The organism is Candidatus Dependentiae bacterium, assembly GCA_020431705.1.
Lineage (GTDB): Bacteria > Babelota > Babeliae > Babelales > Vermiphilaceae > JAGQHQ01.
This window is the reverse complement of sequence record JAGQHQ010000030.1, coordinates 1-4,540: the sequence shown is the minus strand read 5'-3', so window position 1 is coordinate 4,540 and position 4,540 is coordinate 1. Positions and strand designations below refer to the sequence as shown.

3 protein-coding genes and 1 rRNA gene are annotated in these 4,540 nt (G+C 38.3%); 1 reads left to right on the top strand and 3 read right to left on the bottom strand.

Features of this window, described 5'->3' with window-relative positions; translation table 11 throughout:
• Positions 1-783: ribosomal RNA gene (locus tag KC460_05095) — 16S ribosomal RNA — on the bottom strand; the annotation flags it as partial.
• A gap of 301 nt (positions 784-1,084) precedes the next feature.
• A complete protein-coding gene (locus tag KC460_05090; protein MCA9770717.1) occupies positions 1,085-1,657 on the bottom strand; it encodes a guanylate kinase in 573 nt (190 codons plus the stop codon).
• A gap of 248 nt (positions 1,658-1,905) precedes the next feature.
• Between KC460_05090 and prfB the strand changes: the two genes are divergently transcribed.
• Positions 1,906-2,991 carry a peptide chain release factor 2 gene (prfB, locus tag KC460_05085; protein MCA9770716.1) on the top strand — a complete coding sequence of 362 codons (1,086 nt, stop codon included), beginning with the start codon at positions 1,906-1,908 and terminating at the stop codon, positions 2,989-2,991.
• Here the strand turns inward: prfB and KC460_05080 are convergent.
• On the bottom strand, positions 2,988-4,451 hold the full coding sequence (locus tag KC460_05080; protein ID MCA9770715.1) for a hypothetical protein: 1,464 nt from the start codon (positions 4,449-4,451) through the stop codon (positions 2,988-2,990). The genes prfB and KC460_05080 overlap by 4 nt on opposite strands.
• Positions 4,452-4,540: the final 89 nt, after the last annotated feature.

Here is a 4,540-nt window from a genome sequence, read left to right as displayed (position 1 = left end):
CCTGTTTGCTCCCCACACTTTCGTGTTTCAACGTCAGGAGTGGACCAAGAAGCTGCCTTCGCCATCGGTGTTCCTCTCGAGATCCACGCATTTTACCGCTACTCCGAGAATTCCACTTCTCTCTTCCATCCTCTAGCATATCAGTATCTACCGCTTGCCTCCGGTTAGGCCGGAGAATTTAACAATTGACTTAACATGCCGTCTACACACCCTTTACGCCCAATAATTCCGAATAACGCTTGCACCCCTCGTATTACCGCGGCTGCTGGCACGAAGTTAGCCGGTGCTTTCTTTAGCGGTACCGTCAACACCTGGCCGTATTATGGCCAGGCTTTTCTTCCCACTTAACAGGAGTTTACAATCCGAAGACCTTCATCCCCCACGCGGCGTCGCTGCGTCAGGCTTTCGCCCATTGCGCAATATTCCTTATTCCTCACTGCTGCCTCCCGTAGGAGTATGGACCGTGTCTCAGTTCCATTGTGACCGTACACCCTCTCAGGCCGGTTAACCGTTATAGTCTTGGTAGGCCTTTACCCCACCAACAAACTGATAGTCCGCAAGCTTATCCTTCAGCGGTAGCAAGAGGCCACCTTTGCCCCCGAAGGGGTTTATGCAGTATTAACTTCGATTTCTCGAAGGTATTCTTCACTGAAGGGGAAATTCTCACGTGTTACTCACCCGTCCGCCGCTATACTCGCTCCCGAAGGAGCTTTCTCGCTCGACTTGCATGTGTTAGGCGCGCCGCCAGCGTTCATTCTGAGCCAGGATCAAACTCTCCATTACAAAATTAACTTAAGAGCTTCCACAAAGTGGTAGGCTTAATTTTTGTTTCTTCGTGTATTTCAAAGAAAGCTTAATAGTACTCTAAAATAGAGTACTATCTGCCTTGTTTTCAATTTTTTCAACCTTTTTGGATTCGTCTTTTTTTCTCGAATTCTGTAAAAATTATAACCGTATAATAAACTCTGTCAATACTTTTTTTATAACTTTTTTAAAAAAATGAGAATATCACTCTCCGAACATAGTCTTTTTGGCCAAACAAAACTCTGCAAAAAGTCTTCGATTCCGCCTGCAGATCGAGCAATCAAAAATTAAAATACTTTTCTAAAAGTGCTTCTAAACTTATTGCCGCTTTTTGTAAATTATTATTAAAAATGTGATGATTATACAAAGAATATGTTTGTTCAAGTTCGAGTTCTTTTTGTGCCAAAAGCAAACGATGTTCAATTTGTGACTGAGTTTCTGAGTTTCTCATCATTAAACGTTGTTTTAAAATATCAACATCAACAGACACCCAAATTGAAACCAAATCTGTAAAAATATCAATAATTTGCTCCAACCCTCTCCTGTCCAAGATTAAAAAATAAGAGATTCCTCTCTTTAGATCCTCTATAATGGACCTGGGAGATCCATAGTAAGTGCCATATACGGTGCTATACTCTAAAAAAAAACCTTGATCTATCTTTGCCTTGAATGCACTTTCAGAAATAAAGTAATAATCCTTCGTATTTTCTTCTCCGGGACGAGGTACACGAGAAGTGTATGTAATAACCCGCTTGAGCGCATATTTATTTCCAACACTTTTAAGAACTGTGTCAACGAGTGTTGTTTTTCCCGCGCCGGATGGTGCAGAAATAACAAAAAGTTTTCCGATCATAGCCCTACTTTGCAATCAGATATATTGTGAATATATAATACCCCCTACACGATGTATAGGATAGCATAAAGAAAACTAATGGACAAATTCCCTTGTGTTATGGTTTCTACACACCAGTAACTAAACTATAAGAAAAACTGACCTTAACATAAGCTTACGTTCACCTGCTTACCTCTTACTAACGATATTTTTGCTCATATATGCTATAATTCTCATTATTTGGAATGATAAAAAACAAAAGGCACACAATGTTATTTGAAGAATTATTTGAACACCTAAAAATACTTGGACCTGACATTAATACCATAAAAGAATTTTGGATAAATACTGGACTCGAAAAAAAGTTTGCATCCTTAAAAGAAGAAAGCCAACAGGAAAATTTTTGGCAACATCCTGAACATATTAAAATAGCTAAAGAACTACACAGACTAGAAACACAAAAAGAGCAATACAATTTTATTGTTAATACACAAAAAGAATTAAAAGAATTAATTGAGCTTTTCAGAAAAGATGAAAATGAATTAAAAAAAATTTCCTCCGATATTCATGAGCTTAGTAAAGCCGTAAAAAATTTTAAGGTAACATTACTTTTAAATGAAGAACAAGATAGTTCAAACTGCTTCTTAAGTATAAATGCTGGTGCTGGCGGTACGGAATCGCAAGACTGGGCAGATATAATTTTACGTATGTATATGCGTTTTTGTGAACGTAATAAACTGTCAGCACAAGTTATTGATTATCAGTCAGGTGAAGAAGCGGGAATTAAATCTGCTACTTTATTTATCAAAGGAAAAAATCCGTACGGTTTGCTAAAAAGCGAGGTAGGCATTCATCGCCTTGTTCGCATCTCACCATTTGATAGTAATAAAAGAAGACATACATCATTTGCTGCTGTTTCATTAGCAGCTGAAGTTCCTGAAGTTGAAATTACTATAGATCCGAGTGATTTGCGTATCGATACCTACCGTGCAGGGGGTGCTGGTGGGCAACATGTTAACAAAACAGAATCTGCTGTACGTATCACTCATGCACCAAGTGGTATTGTTGTACAATGTCAAAATGAACGCTCGCAAACACAAAATAAAGAAACCGCAATGAAAATGCTTAAAGCTCGTTTGGCGCAAAAAGAGAAAGAAGAACAAGAAGCAAAAACTGCTCAGGTTGAAAAGAAAAAAATTGAGTGGGGGTCACAAATCAGATCGTATGTATTGCATCCATATAAAATGGTAAAAGACCATAGGACATCAGCAGAGTCGCCACAGCCCGATACAGTGCTAGATGGCGACTTGATGAATTTTATTGAATCGTACCTTATATGGTCTCAGTCTGATTAAAAAACAGCAACAACAGAGATGTACATCTCATGTGTTCGTGGAATATTGCGACCAGCAAGAATATGTTGAGATCCCGTATTAATCTCAACCATGTTATCAAACTTATATGTCATATTCCAACCAAATCGATGGAAACGTTGGTTTGTACGCTCTTCAAGCAAGCATGTATTGAAAAGTCGTGGAGAATCGCACACTGTACAAATGCTATCTTTACCTTTATGCATAAAGTCATAGAATGCCCCAAATCGCAATCCAAGATTCATAACATTGTAAAAGTAGTTACCAACACTAATTAAAAATTGTGACCCATAACGCACGCGAGTTTTAACCGCAAGATCTGCAAACTCTAAAACAGAGCTATCATACTCTTCGAACGGATCTAAATGGTAATAACCACGGAATGTTTCTATTGGGACTAAAAGATCTTCAAATTCACGAATTAACACACGCGGTGTTACTGAAGTAGGATCATTTGCTTGTTTCCTTAATTTTGGAACACGACGTGGTGCTGTTAATGGTACACTCACTTGTCCTGCAAGACGGACAACTGGATTAAAAACTGGCGATGGACTATTAAATAACATTGTTACAGAACCTTCAACCTGTACCGCACCACCATTGCCAAGCTCTACTTCCCAAACCTTATCACCTTTACGCTTATTACCAGACGGAAGTACCACATTAACACCAAGCTGTAATGCGTCCATATAATCCAAATAATGTCCCCAATCAGCTAAACAATATATGGAAACATCCCCAACCCCTACTTTACGTTGACGATTGTGAAATTTTAACCCTTTTGAACCGAGCACCGCTCTTTCAAAAAAGTCTTTTACATTAATAAAGTCTTTGAAAAACTGTGTTAAAAGTGTTTGAGCAGTATCATCACCTAGTGGAAGATTTTGGAACAACAATGTTCCCTCTGAGAAATCAAGGTCCATCAGATGCAAACTACTTTTTATCGGCACATTAGCACCAATAGAGCCAACAACGGTTTCTTCTTTATCCCAGAAAAAATTATATGTTACACCAAGATTTGTACATAAGTTACGCTGCTCTGCTTCAATATTTACTTTAGTTGGCGCTAATGCAGCAAGATACTGGTCGCTTCTATAGTTACCAAATGGCACATTACTGGAACCCCCGGGTCTAATTGGATTTAGTGCATCAATATTTGCATTACGCATTTTATTATCATTGGAAAGCTTTGATGCTAGAAAAATATCTTGTATCGTGAACTCTTTACCAAATATTACACATGACAGCGGTCGTAATTGATTATCATTTCCAAATCCATTGTAAGCAAGCCCTTTATATAATGATACCGGTGCAATCCATCGCTTTTCCATAGGATCATCGATAATATTGGGTTTAAAAACATTGACCCGCATATCTCGAGTATAACTAAAACCACCTGCAGCCAATACTATACATACGGTAAGTAATCGCGTATTTTTCATATATAACCCTATACTATGTTTCCGTTCGCGTTGCTTCATCACAATTGATAATCACAAACTGCTCACCATTAAACGTAAATCCTTGTATC